The sequence below is a fragment of the Brevundimonas sp. Root1279 genome (assembly GCF_001425945.1).
Lineage (GTDB): Bacteria > Pseudomonadota > Alphaproteobacteria > Caulobacterales > Caulobacteraceae > Brevundimonas.
Genome location: NZ_LMEB01000009.1, coordinates 234,336 through 251,258, shown reverse-complemented (window position 1 = coordinate 251,258; position 16,923 = coordinate 234,336). Strand labels below are relative to the sequence as shown.

At 69.3% G+C, this 16,923-nt stretch carries 20 protein-coding genes and 1 pseudogene; 8 read left to right on the top strand and 13 right to left on the bottom strand.

Annotated features, from left to right (window positions below):
* Positions 1-59 precede the first annotated feature (59 nt).
* From ASC65_RS17250 to ASC65_RS14770, 11 genes and pseudogenes are all read right to left on the bottom strand, one after another.
* A pseudogene (locus ASC65_RS17250) lies at positions 60-152 on the bottom strand (YicC/YloC family endoribonuclease); the annotation flags it as partial.
* 7 nt (positions 153-159) lie between these two features.
* A complete protein-coding gene (locus tag ASC65_RS14815; RefSeq protein ID WP_056454993.1) occupies positions 160-699 on the bottom strand; it encodes a hypothetical protein in 540 nt (179 codons plus the stop codon).
* A 45-nt stretch (positions 700-744) separates the two neighbouring features.
* The gene (locus ASC65_RS14810; protein WP_056454990.1) at positions 745-1,500 is read right to left on the bottom strand and encodes a hypothetical protein; all 756 of its coding nucleotides are present in this window, start codon (positions 1,498-1,500) and stop codon (positions 745-747) included.
* Between the two features lie 128 nt (positions 1,501-1,628).
* Positions 1,629-2,516 (bottom strand): YicC/YloC family endoribonuclease, encoded by an 888-nt coding sequence (locus ASC65_RS14805; RefSeq protein ID WP_056454987.1) that lies wholly within the window; start codon positions 2,514-2,516, stop codon positions 1,629-1,631.
* Entirely contained in the window at positions 2,513-3,676 is a 1,164-nt protein-coding gene (gene mltG, locus ASC65_RS14800; protein ID WP_056454984.1) for an endolytic transglycosylase MltG, read from the bottom strand. Before mltG ends, ASC65_RS14805 begins: the two co-directional genes overlap by 4 nt.
* Positions 3,677-4,957: a beta-ketoacyl-ACP synthase II gene (gene fabF, locus ASC65_RS14795; RefSeq protein WP_056454981.1), complete on the bottom strand. Its 1,281-nt coding sequence runs from the start codon at positions 4,955-4,957 to the stop codon at positions 3,677-3,679.
* Between the two features lie 114 nt (positions 4,958-5,071).
* A complete protein-coding gene (locus ASC65_RS14790; RefSeq protein WP_055830235.1) occupies positions 5,072-5,311 on the bottom strand; it encodes an acyl carrier protein in 240 nt (79 codons plus the stop codon).
* A 194-nt stretch (positions 5,312-5,505) separates the two neighbouring features.
* Complete coding sequence (gene fabG, locus ASC65_RS14785) at positions 5,506-6,246, bottom strand: 3-oxoacyl-[acyl-carrier-protein] reductase (RefSeq protein WP_056454976.1); 741 nt, start codon at positions 6,244-6,246, stop codon at positions 5,506-5,508.
* Between the two features lie 129 nt (positions 6,247-6,375).
* Positions 6,376-7,320, bottom strand: coding sequence for an ACP S-malonyltransferase (gene fabD / locus ASC65_RS14780; protein WP_056454975.1), 945 nt, complete (start codon positions 7,318-7,320; stop codon positions 6,376-6,378).
* A gap of 93 nt (positions 7,321-7,413) precedes the next feature.
* Positions 7,414-7,662, bottom strand: coding sequence for a hypothetical protein (locus ASC65_RS14775; RefSeq protein ID WP_156459692.1), 249 nt, complete (start codon positions 7,660-7,662; stop codon positions 7,414-7,416).
* 86 nt (positions 7,663-7,748) lie between these two features.
* Positions 7,749-9,155: an FAD-binding oxidoreductase gene (locus ASC65_RS14770; protein WP_056454969.1), complete on the bottom strand. Its 1,407-nt coding sequence runs from the start codon at positions 9,153-9,155 to the stop codon at positions 7,749-7,751.
* A 146-nt stretch (positions 9,156-9,301) separates the two neighbouring features.
* Here ASC65_RS14770 and ASC65_RS14765 point away from each other — a divergent pair, with 146 nt between their 5' ends.
* The 4 genes from ASC65_RS14765 (at position 9,302) to ASC65_RS14750 (ending at position 13,049) form a co-directional block, all read left to right on the top strand.
* Positions 9,302-11,038: an amidohydrolase family protein gene (locus ASC65_RS14765; RefSeq protein ID WP_056454966.1), complete on the top strand. Its 1,737-nt coding sequence runs from the start codon at positions 9,302-9,304 to the stop codon at positions 11,036-11,038.
* A gap of 37 nt (positions 11,039-11,075) precedes the next feature.
* The gene (locus ASC65_RS14760) at positions 11,076-11,486 is read left to right on the top strand and encodes an NUDIX hydrolase (protein ID WP_056454962.1); all 411 of its coding nucleotides are present in this window, start codon (positions 11,076-11,078) and stop codon (positions 11,484-11,486) included.
* Between the two features lie 94 nt (positions 11,487-11,580).
* The gene (locus tag ASC65_RS14755) at positions 11,581-12,591 is read left to right on the top strand and encodes an SPFH domain-containing protein (protein ID WP_056454957.1); all 1,011 of its coding nucleotides are present in this window, start codon (positions 11,581-11,583) and stop codon (positions 12,589-12,591) included.
* Between the two features lie 2 nt (positions 12,592-12,593).
* Complete coding sequence (locus ASC65_RS14750; RefSeq protein WP_056454955.1) at positions 12,594-13,049, top strand: NfeD family protein; 456 nt, start codon at positions 12,594-12,596, stop codon at positions 13,047-13,049.
* Positions 13,050-13,217: 168 nt separating this feature from the next.
* Here the strand turns inward: ASC65_RS14750 and rnhA are convergent, their stop codons facing one another.
* The gene (rnhA, locus tag ASC65_RS14745) at positions 13,218-13,664 is read right to left on the bottom strand and encodes a ribonuclease HI (RefSeq protein WP_056454954.1); all 447 of its coding nucleotides are present in this window, start codon (positions 13,662-13,664) and stop codon (positions 13,218-13,220) included.
* Between the two features lie 105 nt (positions 13,665-13,769).
* Between rnhA and ASC65_RS14740 the strand changes: the two genes are divergently transcribed.
* Genes ASC65_RS14740 through tatC form a run of 3 tightly spaced genes read left to right on the top strand, consistent with a single transcriptional unit; the run spans position 13,770 to position 15,448 of the window.
* Positions 13,770-13,988 carry a twin-arginine translocase TatA/TatE family subunit gene (locus tag ASC65_RS14740; RefSeq protein WP_056454952.1) on the top strand — a complete coding sequence of 73 codons (219 nt, stop codon included), beginning with the start codon at positions 13,770-13,772 and terminating at the stop codon, positions 13,986-13,988.
* A gap of 27 nt (positions 13,989-14,015) precedes the next feature.
* A complete protein-coding gene (gene tatB, locus ASC65_RS14735) occupies positions 14,016-14,570 on the top strand; it encodes a Sec-independent protein translocase protein TatB (RefSeq protein ID WP_056454949.1) in 555 nt (184 codons plus the stop codon).
* Positions 14,567-15,448 (top strand): twin-arginine translocase subunit TatC, encoded by an 882-nt coding sequence (gene tatC, locus ASC65_RS14730; RefSeq protein WP_056454945.1) that lies wholly within the window; start codon positions 14,567-14,569, stop codon positions 15,446-15,448. The genes tatB and tatC overlap by 4 nt, the downstream gene beginning before the upstream one ends.
* An 8-nt stretch (positions 15,449-15,456) precedes the next feature.
* Here tatC and ASC65_RS14725 read toward each other — a convergent pair whose 3' ends face one another.
* Complete coding sequence (locus ASC65_RS14725; protein ID WP_056454943.1) at positions 15,457-16,395, bottom strand: hypothetical protein; 939 nt, start codon at positions 16,393-16,395, stop codon at positions 15,457-15,459.
* A 140-nt stretch (positions 16,396-16,535) separates the two neighbouring features.
* Between ASC65_RS14725 and ASC65_RS14720 the strand changes: the two genes are divergently transcribed.
* On the top strand, positions 16,536-16,820 hold the full coding sequence (locus ASC65_RS14720) for a hypothetical protein (protein ID WP_056454940.1): 285 nt from the start codon (positions 16,536-16,538) through the stop codon (positions 16,818-16,820).
* The last annotated feature ends 103 nt before the right edge of the window (positions 16,821-16,923 follow it).

Below are 16,923 nucleotides of genomic sequence, written 5' to 3'. Positions count from 1 at the left end.
GAGTAGGTAACTGTGTGGCTTCCCGGCCGCTGTGGAGCGAATCAGGACCGCCCCCGGCCCTACTCCACGTTCTGGACCTGCTCGCGCAGCTGTTCGATCACCGCCTTGAGCTCCAGACCGATGCCGGTCAGGGCGGTGGCGGCCGACCGGGAGCCGGACTCACTCGCTGTCGACGCTGACGAGCGTACCCTCGTGCGTGAAGGTACAGATGAAGACCGTACCGGCGCCGTCCGGCGGATACTGTCCAAACACTGAATACATGCCGTGATCGGGGATCGGCGTTTGGGTGCTGATGTTCTGAGGCGATTGATGGAACTTGGCCGCTGCGGCGCCGGCGCAGTAGCGCGGCATCTGCGCGACCGTGGTGCGCTCCGACGAAACGCCGTGGTTCTGATAGCCGGGATTGGCTCGAATCTCGGCCTGGCCGCAGTCCCGAGCCGACGCGGGCTCGATCGACTGAACCCGGCCGTTCTCAACCAGGACGGAGGCGCACGTCCTCGTGCCGGCATTCCACCACATCGATGCGGCGCCCACGTTCTTCGCGAGCGCATAGCCCTTGCTCGCGAGCTCGCTTTCGGCGGACGAGCCTCGGGCGCCAACGAGATCCGCGAGGCCCGGCACGCTCTGGCCCAGCGCGACGGCCGGCCAGATCGCAACGACCAGCGTGGCAATACCTACAGCATTGGCGATCTTGATCATCGTATTCGCTCCATTCGTAGATCGATGTTTAAGCCGTTGGCGGCTTCACCCGCCGAAGATCAGCGCGTCTGGAATTTCATAGATTTCGACGTCGCCGATGCGCACGATGCTGACGTCTTCGCGTCTTTCGACGCCAATGCGGCTATCGCCGTCACTGGATACCGCCACGCCGTCGCGAAACAGGATCGTCCGCTCACCCCCATCGGGCGTGTCGAGGTGAACCGTCGCTGATCCACGCCGGCGGATCACGCCCGCCTGGCACGAGCCCATCGGCGCCCCGGCCGCTGACCGACAAGGAATGGAGGCGGTGGCATGGTAGGGCGTGCCTGGAACCAGGGCGTCGCCCGGAAGCTGTGAGGCCGCGTCTCCGCCGGACGCCGGAAGTTGGCCGGCGACCCCTGGATCGGTGACGGAAAGCGCAAGCTTGAAGCGCGCGGCTTCGTCGCGGCGGCCGCTCGCACGCATCTGATACACGCGGATTGTATAGGCGCCGTTATGCGCCGTCGTGCCGGTGTATTGCTGGTCGCCCATCGAACTGTTGTAGATCGCCTCGCCGGTTGATCCCGGCTCCATGACATTGAAGTAGGGCGACCCGGCGGTCGGGCGCAGGCTGACGGACAGGCGCTGGCCGGCGCCTACGACAAGGCGATAATCCGAATAGGTTTGACCACGGATCTCGCCATCCAACGTCGATGATGATGCGCCCCGGTCGAATTGAACCGGAATCACGGTCTGTGCAGACACTGGAGCGGCGGTGATGAGGATCAACAGGCTGGACGCACACGCCAACACGTAACGCATCACCTTGTCTCCTGCGGGGTCGGGGTCGGGCCGTTCGAAGCCCGGGGTCCGGTTCAGGAGGCCTCACAAGCGGACAGGTCACAATCAGGCGAAACCCGGAAGCCGGAACGGCCCCGCCGCCCCCGGCCCTACTCCACGTTCTGGACCTGCTCGCGCAGTTGCTCGATCACCGCCTTGAGCTCGAGGCCGATGCCGGTCAGGGCGGTGGTGGCCGACTTGGAGCACAGGGTGTTCGCCTCGCGCATGAACTCCTGCATCAGGAAGTCCAGCTTGCGGCCGGCCGGCGGCTGTTTGAGCAGGGCGCGGGCGGAGGCGACGTGGGCGGTCAGGCGGTCGAGCTCCTCGCGGACGTCGGCCTTGGTCGCCAGGGCGGCGGCTTCGAGGAAGATGCGGTCGGCGAGGCCGGGCGCATCCGGAGCCAGCTCTGTCATGCGGCGGGTGAAGCGCTCGCGGATGGCGTCGGTCTGGGCCACGGCCTCGGTCTCGGCCTGGGCGACCAGGGCCTCGATGCGGTCGATGAAGTCGGCGATCACCGGCAGCAGCTGGGCGCCCTCGCGTTCGCGGGAGATCTTGAGGGCGTCGAAGGCGGCGTCGATGGAGGCGGCCATGGCGGCCTCGACGGCGGCGCGGGCCTCGGCGTCGTCCTCTTCCTCGGGTGCCTCGAGCACGCCGCGCAGGGAGAGCAGGCCGTCGGCCGAGGGCGGGGTGGCCCCCTCCTCCGCCAGCTGGTTGGCCAGGGTCAGGTAGCGGGCGAGGATGTCTTCATTGACCTTCAGCGCCGCGGCGCCAGGGTCGGCGCGCTTGGCCTGGACGCCGACGGTGACCTGGCCGCGGCTGAGGCGGGCCTGGCCGGCGGCCTTGGCGTGGCGTTCGAGGGTGTCGAAGCCCGGCGGGCCGCGGAAGCGGACCTCCAGATTGCGGCCGTTGACCGAGCGGGCCTCGACCGACCAGGTCCAGCCGCCTTCGGCGCCGTCGGCGCGGCCGAAGCCGGTCATGCCCGAGATCTGATTGCTCATTGGCTCGCCGCCGGCTGCTGGGGAACGCGGATGACCTGGGCGCCGGGCGGAACGTTGACGCCCGGCGGGAGGTCGCTCGCGGGGGCGGCGCCGGGGGCGACGGCGCCGGGCGGCGCGGGCACGGGCGCGCCGGGCGGCAGGCCGGCCTTGCGGCGCTCGATCTCGCGCCAGCGGGCGACGTTGAGCAGGTGCTCGTCATAGGTGCGGGCGAAGACGTGGCCGCCGGTGCCGTCGGCGACGAAGAACAGCTCGTCGGTGGTCGGCGGACTGAGCACCGCCGCCAGCGCTTCGCGGCCCGGGTTGGCGATCGGCGTCGGGGGCAGGCCGTCGATCTGGTAGGTGTTCCAGGCGGTCTGTCGATCCAGCTCGGAGCGGCGGATGCCGCGGCCCAGCGGGCGTCCCTGGGTGATGCCGTAGACGATGGTCGGATCGCTCTCCAGCCGCATGCCGGTGCGCAGGCGGTTGCTGAACACGGCGGCCACGCGCGGCCGCTCGGCGGCGATGCCGGTCTCCTTCTCGACGATCGAGGCGAGGATCAGGGCCTCTTCAGGACTGCGCACGACCGAGCGCGGCGAGCGCCGCTCCCACAGCTGGGCCAGGTTGGTCTCCTGGGCGGTGGTCATGCGGGCGATGACCGAGGCGCGGGTTTCGCCGCGGCTGATCTCATAGGTGTCGGGCCAGAGCGAGCCTTCCTCGGGGACCTCGGGAATCTCGCCGGTGAGGATGGGCTGGGCCATCAGGATGTCCACGGCCTGGGCCGAGGACCAGCCCTCCGGCAGGGTGACGTAGTGGCGGACCACCTTGCCGTCGACCAGCAGGCTGATGACCGAGCGGAGCGAGGCCTTCGACGGCACTTCATATTCGCCGGCGCGCAGGCGGCGGTCCGCGCCGGTGACGGCCACCGCGGCCTTGAACATGTCGGTCGAGCGGATCACGCCCGCCGCCTTGAGGTTGGCGGCGATAGCGCTGACCCCTGCGCCGCTGGGCAGGGTGACGATGGTGACGTCGCCTTCGCGCGCCGTCGGCCCGGGCGCGTAGAAGACGCTCCAGGCCGCGACGATGGCGGCGATGAGAAAGACGCTGAAGGTGGCCGAAGCCGCCAGAAGCGCCGTTGCACGGCCGGATCTCGGAGCCCCCGCTCCCCGGAAACGGCTGAACATCTAGTCCACCTTTTTGAAGATGACGCTGGCGTTGGTGCCGCCGAAGCCGAAGCTGTTGGACATGGCGACGTCGATCTTCATCGGCTTGCCCTTGTGCGGCACGAGATCAATGAGCGTCTCTTCCTCGGGATTGTCGAGGTTGATCGTCGGCGGGGCGATCTGGTCGCGGATGGCCAGGACGGAGAAGATCGACTCGATGGCGCCGGCGGCCCCGAGCAGGTGGCCGGTCATCGACTTGGTCGAGGAGACGGCCAGGTCCTTGGCGTGGTCGCCGACCAGGGTCTCGATCGCGTGCAGCTCGATCCAGTCGGCCATGGTCGAGGTGCCGTGGGCGTTGACGTAGTCGAGGTCCGACGGCTGCAGGCCGGCGCGCTTCAGCGCCGCCTTCATGGCCCGCAGGCCGCCCTCGCCGTCCTCGGACGGGGCGGTGATGTGGTAGGCGTCGCCGCTCATGCCGTAGCCGACGACCTCGGCGTAGATCTTGGCCCCGCGGGCCTTGGCGTGCTCGTACTCCTCCAGGACCATGATCCCGGCGCCCTCGCCCATGATGAAGCCGGCGTGGTCCTTGTCGTAGGGACGGCTGGCCTTCTCGGGCGTGTCGTTGAAGGCCGTGCACAGGGCCTTGCAGGCCAGGAAGCCTGCGATGCCGATCGGCACGATGGAGCTTTCCGCGCCGCCGCAGACCATGACGTCGGCGTCGTCCAAGGCGATCATCCGGGCCGCATCGCCGATGGCGTGGGCGCCGGTGGCGCAGGCGGTGACCACCGAGTGGTTCGGGCCCTTGAGGCCGTGGCGGATCGAGATCTGGCCCGAGGTCAGGTTGATCAGCGACATCGGGATGAAGAAGGGGCTGACCCGGCGCGGGCCCTGTTCCTTAAGGACGATGGCGGTTTCGGCGATGGGGCCCAGGCCGCCGATGCCGGAGCCGACCATGACGCCGGTGCGCTCGCGCTGTTCGTCGGTCTCGGGCTTCCAGTTCGCGTCGGCCAGGGCCTCGTCGGCGGCGGCGATGGCGTAGACGATGAAGTCGTCGACGCGCTTGCGGTCCTTGGCCGACATGACCTTCTCGTGGTCGAACACGCCCGGCTCGCCGGCGACGCCGCCGCCCCGTCCGTCGACCGACGGGATTTCACCGGCGATGGTGCAGCCCCAGCCCTCGGTGTCGAAGCTGGTGATCGGGCCGATGCCGGAACGGCCTTCCACGATACCCTTCCAGGTATGTTCGACGCCCCAACCGAGCGGGGTGAGAAGGCCAAGACCGGTGACGACGACGCGGCGCATGCGCTTGCGCTCCTGAACTGCAGAATCCTGAGGCTTAAACAGTAATGGCCGCCGGGCGACCCCGCTAGGGGAGCGCCACGGCGGCCATCAAAGCCGTATCGAGAATGGCGGCGATCAGCCGGCCAGCTTCTCGTCGATGAACTTCACGGCATCGCCGACCGTCTGGATGTGCTCGGCGGCGTCATCCGGGATCTCGATGTCGAATTCTTCTTCGAAGGCCATGACCAGTTCGACGTTGTCGAGCGAGTCGGCGCCGAGGTCGTCGATGAAGCTGGCCTTCTCAACGACCTTCTCCGGATCGGCGTCCAGGTGGTCGATGACGATCTTGCGGACGCGTTCCAGGGTGTCGGACATTTGTGTCTCTGCCTTCTAGGGCCGCGAGTCTGCGGCTGTTGTCTCAATCCTTGCCGTATGACGACGGCGTCGGCTGCGCAAGCCTTCTAACGAAGACTCGATGCATCCGGTTGCGAGCGCCTTTAGCACAGCCATTCCGTTGGGGAAGGCCCGAAATGCGCCTGAAGCAGGCTGTGATCAAGCCTTCCGGGCCGTCAGATCATCGCCATGCCGCCGTTGACGTGCAGGGTCTGGCCCGTGACGTAGGCGGCTTCGTCGGACGAGAGGAAGACGGCGGCGGCGGCGATCTCATCGCCGGTGCCGAGGCGGCCGGCCGGGATGTTGCGCAGGATGGTCTCGCGCTGCTGGTCGTTCAGCACATCCGTCATCGGCGAGGCGATGAAGCCCGGCGCGATGCAGTTCACCGTGATGCCCCGCGAGCCGACTTCCTGGGCCAGCGACTTCGAGAAGCCGATCATGCCGGCCTTGGAGGCGGCGTAGTTGGTCTGGCCGGGGTTGCCGGTGACGCCGACCACCGAGGTGACGCCGATGATGCGGCCCGAGCGGCGCTTCATCATGCCCTTCATGGCGGCGCGCGAGAGGCGGAAATAGCTCTCGAGGTTGACCTTGATGACCTGTTCGAAGTCCTCGTCCTTCATCCGCATAAGCAGGCCGTCCTTGGTGATGCCGGCGTTGGCGACCAGGATGTCCAGCGGGGCGCCGGCGGCTTCCTCGGCGCGGCCGATCAGGCCATCGACGGACTCGGCGTCCGAGAGGTTTGCGGCGGCGGCGAAGGCGCGCTCGCCCAGCTCCTTGGCCAGGTCCTGCAGCACGGCCTCGCGCGTGCCCGAGAGGACGACGGTCGCGCCTTGGGCGTGAAGGGCGCGGGCCACGGCCCCGCCGATGCCGCCGGTGGCGCCGGTCACGAGGGCGGTCTTGCCGGTGAGGTTGAACATGAGAGAGCTCCGGTGTCGGGAGTGATTAGTGATTAGTGATTAGTGATTAGTGGTTGCGGGTGGTTGCGAATGAGGGCCGGACCTATGCTCCAAGCGCGGTCCAGCCACTAATCACTCACCACTAACCACTCAGAGCGACTTCGCGAACGCTTCCAGCTCTTCCGGCGAGTTCAGGGCCGAGCTTTCGGCGTCGGGCGCGATGCGCTTGGCCATGCCGGTCAGGACCTTGCCCGAGCCGATTTCGGCGAAGCGGGTGACGCCCCCTGCCCCCGCCATCCACTCCATCGACTCGCGCCAGCGGACGCGGCCGGTGACCTGCTCGACCAGCAGGCGGCGGATGACTTCCGGGTCGGTCTCCGGCGAGGCGGTGACGTTGGCGACCACCGGCACGATCGGAGCGACGATGGTGGCGGTCGCCAGGGCGGCGGCCATTTCGTCGGCGGCGGGCTGCATCAGCGGGCAGTGGAAGGGCGCCGAGACGTTCAGCGGAATGGCGCGGGCGCCCAGTTCCTTGGCCTTCTCGATGGCGCGGTCGACGGCGGCCTTGTCGCCGGAGATGACGATGTTGCCGGCGTTGTTGTCGTTGGCGACGACGCAGACGCCGACCTCGGAGCCGGCCTTGGCGGCTTCCTCGGCCAGGGCCAGGTCGGTCTTGGGTCCGATCAGCGAGGCCATGGCCCCCTTGCCCACCGGCACGGCGCGCTGCATGGCCTGGCCGCGCAGCTTGAGCAGGCGGGCGGTGTCGCTCAGCGAGATCGCGCCGGCGGCGCACAGGGCCGAGTATTCGCCGAGCGAGTGGCCGGCGACATAACCCGCCTTCGACAGATCGACGCCGAACTCGGCCTTCAGGGCGCGGGCGGCAGCCACGGACACGGCCATCAACGCCGGCTGGGCGTTCTCGGTCAGGGTCAGCTGGTCCTCGGGACCCTCGCGCATCAGCACGGACAGCTTCTGGCCCAGCGCTTCATCGACTTCGGAGAAGACCTCGCGGGCGCTGGCGAAGGCGTCGGCGAGCGCCGCGCCCATGCCGACCGACTGGCTGCCTTGACCGGGGAACAGCAGGGCGAGGGTCATGGCGGGCGCTCCGTGAAAGCCGTGAATCAGGGGCGCAGCGATAGGCCGGGCGTGCCGCAGGGGCAAGTCAGCGACGCGGGGCGCCCTGCCCGCTCAACCCCAGAGGTGAATGGCGTCCGGCGTTGCCGGCGGTTCGGCCGGAGCGGCGCCGGCGGCGTAGCTGACCCGGCTCTCGCGCCCGCCGCAGACGCAGCGGAAGCGCTGCGAGCGGCCGGCCGCGGGCCAGTCGCGGGCGGGACCGAACAGGCTCTGCGGCTCCAGCAGGGCGACGTGGACGCAGCCCGGCGAGAGGCAACGCACGATCATCCGTCCGCGCGTCGAATGTGTCTGAGTTTCGGCCATGATTCCTCCCGGACGCCGAAGCTAGTCCGGCGTGGGGATTCGGCTCAAGAGCAGATGTTCCAGTTTTGTTCTGTATCCACAGAACTCTAGAACAGCACCGCGGGATTCATGATGCGGTGCGGGTCGATGGCCGCACGGACCGCCTGCATGGTGCGGATCTCAAGCGGCGACTTGTAGCGCCGGGCTTCCTCGGTCTTGAGGCGGCCCAGGCCGTGTTCGGCGGAGATGGAGCCGTCGTATTTGGCGACAATGTCGTGAACGACCTGCGAGCCCTCGGCCCAGCGGGCGAGGAAGGCCGGCAGGTCGCCGCCCGGCGGACACAGGACGTCGTAGTGCAGGTTGCCGTCGCCGACGTGGCCGAAGGCGCCGACGCGGGCGCCGGGATGGAAGCGCTCGACCGCGGCGGTGGCCTCGTCGAGGAAGTCGGCGATGCGCGAGACCGGCACGGAGACGTCGTGCTTCCAGCCGCCGCCCTCGGGCTTCTGGGCGGCGGACTGCTCCTCGCGGACCTTCCAGAAGGCGGCGCGCTGGGCGTCGTTCTGGGCGATGGCGGCGTCGATGATCAGGCCGGCCTCGAAGGCGTCGGTCAGCAGCCGCTCCATGGCCGCATCGGCGGCGCCCGGCTCGCCGGAGACCAACTCGATCAGGACGTACCAGGGCGGGGTCGAGTCCAGGAGTTCGCGCGTGTCGGGGATGTGCTTGAGCGCGAACTCGACGCCGATCCGCTTCATCAGCTCGAAGGCCTCGACCCCGCCCCCGGTCTCGGCCTTGGCGCGGGCCAGCAGCTCGATGGCGGCGTGGGGCGTCTCCAGCCCGACCACGGCGGTGGCGCGGCTGCGCATGACGGGGAAGAGCTTCAGGGTGGCGGCGGTGACCACGCCGAGGGTGCCTTCGGCGCCGATCAACAGTTGCTTGAGGTCATAGCCGGTGTTGTCCTTCCGCAGCCGCTTGAGGCCGTGGAAGATCTCGCCGTCGGGCATCACCGCCTCGATGCCGAGCACCAGGTCGCGCATGACGCCGTAGCGCAGCACGGCGGTGCCGCCGGCGTTGGTGGAGATGACCCCGCCGATGGTGGCGGAGCCCTCGGCGGCCAGGCTGAGCGGGAACATGCGGTCGACGGCGGCGGCCTGCTGCTGGGCCTCGAGCAGGGTGACGCCGGCCTCGACCGTCAAGGCGTCGTCGAAGGGCGTGACGTCGCGCACGGCGCGCAGCTTGCGGGTCGAGAGCAGGACCTCGCCATAGGGAATCTGGCCGCCGACCAGGCCGGTGTCGCCGCCCTGGGGCACGACGGCGATGCGGCGCTCGGCGCAGACGGCGACGGCGCGGGCCACCTCGTCGGTCGAGCATGGGGTGAGCATGAGCGGCGTGTGCCCGGACCAGCGATTGCGCCATTCCTTGAGCCAGGGCGCGATCTCGTCGGGGTCGTCGGTCCAGCCGCCGGAACCGAGCGCGGCCTTGAGGGCTTCGAAATCTTGAGCAGACGGGGAGGTCATGTCCCGTTGTCTCAAAGTCGCGGCCGGTACGCCAGAGCTTCGGCGGACGGTCGGGGCGGTGATTCCCGTCGTATCGACTCAGGGTTGCGCCGGATGGGCGGGAACCCGCGATAGGTGGACGATCACGGCCAAATGGAGTGAGGCCTGTGTGCGTCGCGTGCCGTCCAGCCCTGGGCGCCTTCCTGTCTGCGGCCGCCTCCCGCCGCAGCTTCCTGCGCTACGCGGCGATGGGGACCGCCGTGGCGGCCCTGCCGGGCTGCGGAGCCAGCCGAGGCGGCCGGGACACGGCCGAGGTGATCTTTCGCGGCGGCCAGGTTCTGACCATGAGCGAGGCGACGCCCCGGGCCGAAGCCCTGGCGGTGGCCGGGGGCAAGATCATCGCCGTCGGCGGCCTGGACGAGGTCAACGCCCGCATCGGGCCAGAGACGCGGATCATCGACCTGGAGGGCCGCACCCTGATGCCCGGCCTGATCGACCCGCACATGCACTCCAGCTTCGTGCTGTTCGACGACTGGCTGGACGTCAGCCCGCTGGCGGCGCCGAGCATGGACGCCGTCTTCGCCCGGCTGCGCGAGGCGACGGCCATGGCGCGGCCGGGGGACTGGGTGCGGGCCCAGGGCTTCGATCCCTCCATCACCCGGAACGGCCGCGTCCCCACCCTGGCGGAGCTGGACGCCATCGCCGCGGACCATCCGTTGTTCATGTCCGAGGGCAATGGCCACGTCGCCTACGCCAACAGCCTGGCGCTGCAGAAGGCCGGCGTCGGGCGGGACACGCCGAACCCGCCGCAGTCGCGATACGTCCGCGACGCCCAGGGCGGGCTGACGGGGCGGTTGGAGGAGGCCGGCGCCATGTCGCCCTTCGCGCGCACAATGCCCCTGCCTTCGGCGCTGGAGATGCGGATGCGGGTTCGGCGTTTGATGGACGTGGCCGCCTCGCGCGGCTGCACCGCCTTGCACGACTGCGGCATCGGCGTGCAGGCGGGGATGGAGGACCTGCGCATGCTGGACGCGGTGATGGGCGCCGACCCGCCGGTGCGCTACCGCGGCATGCTGGTCTCGACCGCCATGGACGAGTGGGAGCGGGAGCGCTTGCGGCCCGGGCGCGGCGACGACCGCTTCCGGGTTGAAGGGATCAAGGCCTGGGCCGACGGTTCGAACCAGGCTTTCACCGGCTACCAGCGCGAACCCTACCTGGGCCGGGAGTCGCGGGGGGCGCTGAACTACGCCCTGCCGGAGCTCACCGAGGTGATCCGGCGGGCCCACGAGGGCGGCTGGCAGGTCGGGGTGCACGCCAACGGCGACGCGGCCATCGACACCACCTTGGCCGCCTATGACGCCGTGCTCAGGGACCGGCCGCGCACCGATCACCGACACCGGATCGAGCACTGCAGCATCCTGCATCCGGACCAGATCGCACGGATGAAGGCCATGGGCTTGTCGCCCAGCTTCCTGATCGGGCACGTCCGCTGGTGGGGCAAGGCGTTCAAGGAGCGGATCCTGGGACCCGAGCGGGCCCGGTTCTATGATCCCTGCGCCTCGGCCCTGGCGGGCGGGCTGAGGATCTCGCTGCATTCGGACTGGAATGTCACCCCGATAGGACCGCTGCGCTACGTCGAGGACGCCGTGACCCGGCGCATGAACGAGGGCGGCGGCGTCTTCTTCCCCGAAGAGCGCATCCCGGTCGACGCGGCGCTGCGGGCCGTGACCCTCGACGCGGCCTGGCAGTGCAAGATGGACGTGCTGTGCGGCAGCCTGGAGCCGGGCAAATACGCCGACCTGGCCGTACTGGAGCAGGACCCGACCACGATCGATCCGTCGCGGATCAGCGCCATTCCGGTGAGCCAGACCTGGCTGGCGGGGGAGCAGAAGTACGGGGCCTGAGGCTGGACCCGGCGGCAGGAGGCCCTAGGCTCCGCCCATGTCCGCGCCCCTCCCCGCCCCCGTTCCCGCCGTCGGCGTCGTCTGCCTGAGGGGTGACGAGGTGCTGCTGATCCGTCGGGGTCAGCCGCCGCGCCAGGGCGAGTGGAGTCTGCCGGGCGGGCGGATCGAGCCGGGCGAGCGCGCGATCGACGCGGCCCTGCGGGAACTGCGCGAAGAGACCGCAGTGGAGGCGGAGATCACCGGCCTGCTGGACGTCGTCGATGGCCTCTTCCCCAGCGCGGGGCGCCACTATGTCCTGATCGACTACGGCGCGCACTGGCTGTCGGGAGAGCCCGTGGCCGGCGATGACGCGATAGAAGCGCGGTTCGTGCCGCTGGATCAGGTCGCCGCCCTGATCGACTGGTCGGAGACGCGACGGATCATCGCCCTGGCCGTCGAGCGGCGCTAGGCGACCAGGATTACGCGGTTGTCATTCCCTGACGTCCGGTTTCTGTGGCGCGCGTCCGTGGGCCTGATAACCTGAGCAGGAATTGGGAGGCACCATGGACTTTTCTTCGATCTTCATCCTCGCCGTCGTCGTACTGGCCTTTGTGATGCTGTTCAGCATCGTGAAGATCGTGCCGCAAGGGCGTGAATTCACTGTCGAAAGATTCGGCAAATACACCCGCACCCTGTCGCCGGGCATCAGCCTGCTGACGCCCTTCGTCGAGCGCATCGGCCGGCGCATGAACATGATGGAGCAGGTGCTCGACGTCCCGACCCAGGAGGTCATCACCAAGGACAACGCCGTGGTGAAGGTCGACGGCATCGTCTTCATCCAGGTCATGGACGCCGCGCGCGCCGCCTATCGCGTCGACGACCTGCCCTACGCCATCAGCCAGCTCTGCATGACCAACCTGCGGACCGTGGTGGGCTCGATGGAGCTGGACGAGGTGCTGAGCCAGCGCGACTCGATCAACACCCGCCTGCTGCAGGTGATCGACTCGGCGACCGAACCGTGGGGCGTGAAGGCCAACCGGATCGAGATCAAGGACCTGACGCCGCCGGCCGACATCACGAACGCCATGGCCCGCCAGATGAAGGCCGAGCGGGAACGCCGCGCCGTCGTCACCGAGGCGGACGGCGAGAAGCAGGCCGCGGTGACGCGCGCCGAGGGCGCCAAGCAAGCCGCCATCCTGGAGGCCGAGGGCCGCCGCGAAGCCGCCTTCCGCGACGCCGAGGCCCGCGAGCGCGAAGCCGAGGCCGAGGCCAAGGCGACCGCCATGGTGTCCGAGGCCATCGCCCGCGGCGACGTCAACGCCATCAACTATTTCGTGGCCCAGAAATACGTCGAGGCCTTCGCTGAACTGGCGCGCAGCCCGCAGCAGAAGACGGTCATCGTCCCGGCCGAGATGGGCGCCCTCGTCGGCACCCTCGCCGGCGTCGGCGAGCTCGTCGGCCTGGCGCGTTCCCAGCAGCAGTCGGCCCCGCGGCCGGCCGCGCCCCCCGCCGCCCCGCAGCCGCCGGCTCCGCCGCGTCCGCCGCGTACCGGCGGCTCCGTGCCGAGGACCTGATCATGGACGCCCTGGTCGAACTCCACCTGGCCCAGCCCTACTGGATCTGGCTGGCCGTCGGCGTCGTGCTGCTCGCCGTCGAGGCGGCTTTCTCGACCGAATGGCTGCTGTGGCCGGCGGTCTCGGCCGGGGTGGTGGCGGTCGTCACCGCCCTGGGCCTGCCGCTCGGTTTTTGGGGCGAGGTCCTGCTGTTCGGACTGCTGACCCTGTTGTCGACCGTCCTGTCCCGCAAGCTGATCCAGCGGGTCAATCCGAGCGACACGCCCGACATCAACGCCCGCGACAGCCGCCTGATCGGTCAGCGGGCCCAGGTCACCCAGGCCTTCATCGACGGCCGCGGCCGGGTCTTCGTCTCGGGCGCCGAATGGCAGGCCGAGATCGACGGCGCGGCGCCGCTGGCCGGCGAGAGCGTCATCGTCGAGGGCTTTGACGGCCCGAAGCTGAAGGTGCGGGTGTAATCAGGTCTCCTCCCCGTTCGCCTGGCGAATGGGGAGGTGGCGCGGCGCGGATACGCGCCGTGACGGAGGGGCAGAACGGCCTCCTGGGTGCTAGACGGGTTCGCCCCTCCACCGCTCCGCGGTCCCCCTCCCCATCGCTTCGCGACAGGGAGGAGACAGCCCCCATCGCTAGCGGGCCGCGCGCATCTCCTCGACCCCGCGATTCGCCAGCTGGTCGGCCCGCTCGTTGAGGGCGTGGCCGGCGTGGCCTTTGACCCAGTGCCATTTGACGTCGTGACGGGCGCGGGCCTCGTCGAGGCGGCGCCACAGGTCGTCGTTCTTGACGGGCTTCTTGTCGGCGGTCTTCCACCCGCGAGCCTTCCAGCCGCGAATCCACTCGGTGATGCCCTGCATCACGTATTTGCTGTCGGTGTGGAGGTCGACGCGGCACGGTCGGGTCAGGGCTTCCAGGGCCATGATCGCCCCCATCAGCTCCATGCGGTTGTTGGTCGTAAGGGGCTCGCCGCCCCACAATTCCTTCTCATGCCCGCCGCCGGTCTGAAGGATGGCGCCCCAGCCGCCGGGGCCCGGATTGCCCTTGCAGGCGCCGTCGGTGTGGATGATCACGTGACTCATCCGCGCGCTGTATCAGGTTCGCTTGGCGTCGCGCCACCGAACCGCCTATATGCGGCATGAAACTGTGAACGGGTCGCGCATCGGCCCGAACGAGGAGACGACACCGTGGGTTCATTCAGCATCTGGCACTGGGCCATCGTCGCCGTCATCGTGCTGCTGCTGTTCGGCGGCCGTGGAAAGCTCTCGTCCATCATGGGCGACGCCGCCAAGGGCGTGAGGGCGTTCAAGGACGGTCTCAAGGACACCGACGAGACCAAGCCCCGCGATGAACGCGCGGGCGCCCTGCCCCGCACCGACGCCGAAAAAGAAGACCTCAAGAACTAAGCGCGTCCGCGCGTCGGAGACCCAAGCATGGGTGGCCTGGGCCCCGGCATCGGGGGCATGGAATATGTCGTGATCGCCGTCGTGGCCCTGCTGGTCGTGGGGCCCGAACGGCTGCCTGCCATGCTGCACAAGCTGGGCAAGATGGTCGGCAAGGCGCGATCCATGGCCAACGAATTCCGCGCCTCGTTCGACGAGATGGCGCGGCAGTCCGAACTGGACGAGCTGCGCAAGGAGGTCGAGGCGCTGCGCCAGGGCCAATCCAACATGATGCCGCTGGGCGCCGAGGCCGAGGCGACCTTCAAGAGCATCGCCGAGGACCTGAACAGGACCGGGACCTCCATTCCCCTGCCGGCCGAGCCCGTGCCGGTCGACGAATGGCCCGACAGCCCGCCGGTGCTTGAGCCGCTGGCCGAGCCCGCGCCGACGCCCAAGTCCAAGCCCCGCGCTGCGCCCAAGGCGAAGGCCAAGGCCAAGGCCAAGTCCGACGGCGAGTCGCCGACGAAGACCCGCGCCAAGACCGCCCCGGCTACGCCGGCGGCCGCCAAACCCAAGACCACGCGCAAGAAGGCGGTCGAACTGTGAGCCGCACCGACCAGGACGAGGCCGAGATCGAGGCGTCGCGCGCGCCGTTGATGGCGCACCTGATCGAGCTGCGCAGCCGGCTCGTGGTCTGCGTCGTCGCCTTCATCATCGCCTTCCTGGTCTGCTTCTATTTCGCAGGCCCGCTCTACGTCTTCCTGGTGAAGCCCTATGCGGTGGCCAGCGCCCTGCATTCGGTCGAGGGCGCGCACGTTTCACCGATCCGGCTGATTCAGGTGATGGTCGGCCTCCAGCCCGTCCCCACGGGCGACCATCAGGCGGTGCAACTGATCTACACGGCCCCGCTCGAAATCCTGTTCGTGAAGATGAAGCTGGCAGGGCTGGGCGCCGTGGTGCTGTCCTTCCCGATCCTCGCCTGGCAGCTCTACCGCTTCGTGGCGCCGGGCCTGTACCGCAATGAAAAGGGCGCCTTCCTGCCCTTCCTGATCGCGGCCCCGCTGCTGTTCATCCTCGGCGCGGCGCTGGTCTACTACGTCATGCTGCCGTTCGTGATGCTGTTCTCCCTGAGCCAGGGCATCCAGGCCGAGGGCGTGACCGCCAGCCTGCTGCCCAAGGTGTCGGAGTACATGAGCCTGGCGACGGCCCTGATCCTGGCCTTCGGCCTATGCTTCCAGCTGCCTGTCGTCATGACCCTGCTGGGCCTGGCGGGCATCATTTCCTCCAAGGTCATGGCGGAGGGGCGCCGGTACGCCATCGTCGCCGTCGTGGTCCTCGCCGCCATCGTGACCCCGCCGGATCCGATCAGCCAGCTGATGCTCGCCGTGCCCCTGGTGCTGCTCTACGAGATCTCGATCTGGTGTGTGCGCCTGATCGAGCTGCGGCGGAACCAGGCCGAGGCGGCGGAAGCCGCGCTGGGCTGACGCCCCCTCTAAAGCTTGCAGCCGTCGCCGATCTGGCCTGCTTCCGCGCAGGCGTAAGAGCGGGCGAAGACGCCGGCGGCGTCGAAGCGGGCCATGGCCCCCTGCCCGTCGGCGCATTTGACCTCGTAGAACCGACCCGAGGCGTTGCCGCCGACATAGCGCGCCGCCTGCGGCCGGCACTCGCCCAGGGGCGTGCCGGTCAGCCGCGTCTGCAGCCCCGCCGCCTGTTCCTGGCCGGTGGTCAGGGCGCAGGTCTGGCCGACGCTGACCACCTCAAGGCACTCGGCGCTGAGCCGGACGGAGCCGTCGGCCGCCACGTCGATCCAGGCCCCGTCGCCATCCGAGCAGCCGATTTCAAAGCGATCGCCGCCCTGTTCCGGGCGACCGATCCAGGTCCCCGCATCGACCGTGCAGGCCAGGCCCGCGGCCCGGCCGAACTCGGCGTAGAGCGCTGCTTCGCTGTTGCCCGGCAGGGCGCATTGGGACCCGACGTCGGCGTTCGGATCCTCGGCGCGCCGACGCGCGGCTTCGGCCGAGAGCTGCAAACAGCTGAACGTCTGAGGCGGCGGGCCCTCAACGAGGATGTAGCCAGGACCCGAGGCGCAATCGACCTCGTAGATCTCGCGGCGATTGCGGGTCTGTCCCAGCTCGACCGACGCGGCGGTCTGGCAGACGAGGCCGCTCTCCGTCAGCAGTTCACGGGCGCTCGCCTCGACCGCCGCCGGCGAGCGGCGCGGGCCATGCGTCTTGGCCGCATGGTCAAGGTATTCGCGGTTGAAGTTGCCGTTGTCTCGCCCGGCCTGGAAGGCCGCGGCCTCCGGCGAGGAGAAGTCGTTGGGCGTGCGGGGCGTGCCGCGGTTGATGACCTCGTCCTGCGCCGAGGCGGGCGTACCGGCGACGGCGGCGGTCAGGGCGGCGAGCGCAAACAGCCAGGAGCGGGCGGACATTGAAACCTCCCTCGTTTGAGGGCGTAGGACGCGCTCGTCGAACGCAGGTGTCAATCCGACGAACGGCCGACTTCTCCCGCGACCGGAACCCCGCCGGAGAGGGACCGTTCTGCCGAGATCGAAACGCTGGAGCTTCCAACATGACGTCCTTCCCCGTACGCAGCACCGCCCTCGCCGCCGTCGCCCTGCTGGGCCTGTCGGCCGCGGCCTGCACTCAACAGACCGAGGCGCCTGCCGCCGACGAGGCCGCAGCGCCCACCTCGACGACGACGGTCATCGAGCGCGAAGTGCCCGTGCCGACCCCGCCCGTGGTGGTCGAGCGTGAAGTGCCCGCTCCGCCCGTGGTCATCGAGAAGGACAAGGGCGACACCACGACCGTCCGCGCCGGCCAGAACGGCGTCGAGGTCGAGACGACCAACCGCTGACGTTTCCGCCTCGGAGGCGCTGGGCGGCTGTCCGTCCGGCGCACTTCGGCGCGCACCCCGCAAGCTTCTCCTACGTCAAGCCATCACCCTGCTAGGCTCTCCG

Coding starts and splice junctions, on each gene's coding strand:
- ASC65_RS14750 (WP_056454955.1), top strand. CDS start 12,594: ATGGACGCCCTGGTCGAACTCCACCTGGCCCAGCCCTACTGGATCTGG.
- ASC65_RS14790 (WP_055830235.1), bottom strand. CDS start 5,311: ATGTCCGACACCCTGGAACGCGTCCGCAAGATCGTCATCGACCACCTG.
- ASC65_RS14720 (WP_056454940.1), top strand. CDS start 16,536: ATGACGTCCTTCCCCGTACGCAGCACCGCCCTCGCCGCCGTCGCCCTG.
- fabD (WP_056454975.1), bottom strand. CDS start 7,320: ATGACCCTCGCCCTGCTGTTCCCCGGTCAAGGCAGCCAGTCGGTCGGC.
- tatB (WP_056454949.1), top strand. CDS start 14,016: ATGGGTGGCCTGGGCCCCGGCATCGGGGGCATGGAATATGTCGTGATC.
- ASC65_RS14755 (WP_056454957.1), top strand. CDS start 11,581: ATGGACTTTTCTTCGATCTTCATCCTCGCCGTCGTCGTACTGGCCTTT.
- ASC65_RS14810 (WP_056454990.1), bottom strand. CDS start 1,500: ATGCGTTACGTGTTGGCGTGTGCGTCCAGCCTGTTGATCCTCATCACC.
- fabF (WP_056454981.1), bottom strand. CDS start 4,957: ATGCGCCGCGTCGTCGTCACCGGTCTTGGCCTTCTCACCCCGCTCGGT.
- ASC65_RS14805 (WP_056454987.1), bottom strand. CDS start 2,516: ATGAGCAATCAGATCTCGGGCATGACCGGCTTCGGCCGCGCCGACGGC.
- rnhA (WP_056454954.1), bottom strand. CDS start 13,664: ATGAGTCACGTGATCATCCACACCGACGGCGCCTGCAAGGGCAATCCG.
- mltG (WP_056454984.1), bottom strand. CDS start 3,676: ATGTTCAGCCGTTTCCGGGGAGCGGGGGCTCCGAGATCCGGCCGTGCA.
- ASC65_RS14760 (WP_056454962.1), top strand. CDS start 11,076: ATGTCCGCGCCCCTCCCCGCCCCCGTTCCCGCCGTCGGCGTCGTCTGC.
- ASC65_RS14815 (WP_056454993.1), bottom strand. CDS start 699: ATGATCAAGATCGCCAATGCTGTAGGTATTGCCACGCTGGTCGTTGCG.
- ASC65_RS14725 (WP_056454943.1), bottom strand. CDS start 16,395: ATGTCCGCCCGCTCCTGGCTGTTTGCGCTCGCCGCCCTGACCGCCGCC.
- ASC65_RS14770 (WP_056454969.1), bottom strand. CDS start 9,155: ATGACCTCCCCGTCTGCTCAAGATTTCGAAGCCCTCAAGGCCGCGCTC.
- ASC65_RS14775 (WP_156459692.1), bottom strand. CDS start 7,662: ATGGCCGAAACTCAGACACATTCGACGCGCGGACGGATGATCGTGCGT.
- fabG (WP_056454976.1), bottom strand. CDS start 6,246: ATGTTCAACCTCACCGGCAAGACCGCCCTCGTGACCGGCGCCACCGGC.